This is a genomic window from Burkholderia sp. SIMBA_051 (assembly GCF_046534915.1).
In the GTDB taxonomy this organism is placed as follows: Bacteria; Pseudomonadota; Gammaproteobacteria; order Burkholderiales; family Burkholderiaceae; genus Burkholderia; species Burkholderia ambifaria.
Genome location: NZ_JAWRXS010000170.1, coordinates 1 through 290, shown reverse-complemented (window position 1 = coordinate 290; position 290 = coordinate 1). Strand labels below are relative to the sequence as shown.

Below are 290 nucleotides of genomic sequence, written 5' to 3'. Positions count from 1 at the left end.
ACCGGAGCGCATCGACGCTTCGTATTGGCTGCGGGCACCGCAGAAGGCCAACGCATATGCATGACCGAATCATCGACGGACTGAAGCTGGAAGGGCGCCATACTCGCTCAATTTCGCTCGATCGCGACCTTCGCGACGCGCAGGCGATCGATGGCTATCTTCTGACTCCGAATGCGCTGTCGGCACTGAAGCAGATTGGCGAGTCGCTCACGCATGGGTATGCCCAGCGGGCTTGGAAACTGGGCGGTCCATATGGAAGTGGCAAGTCGGCTTTGGGAGTTTTGCTCGCG

1 protein-coding gene is annotated in these 290 nt (G+C 59.7%); it reads left to right on the top strand.

The features are described from left to right. Positions 1-56: 56 nt before the first annotated feature. Positions 57-290, top strand: a 234-nt coding sequence (locus tag SB771_RS34045; protein WP_410721923.1) for a hypothetical protein, incomplete at its 3' end; no start/stop codon positions are given.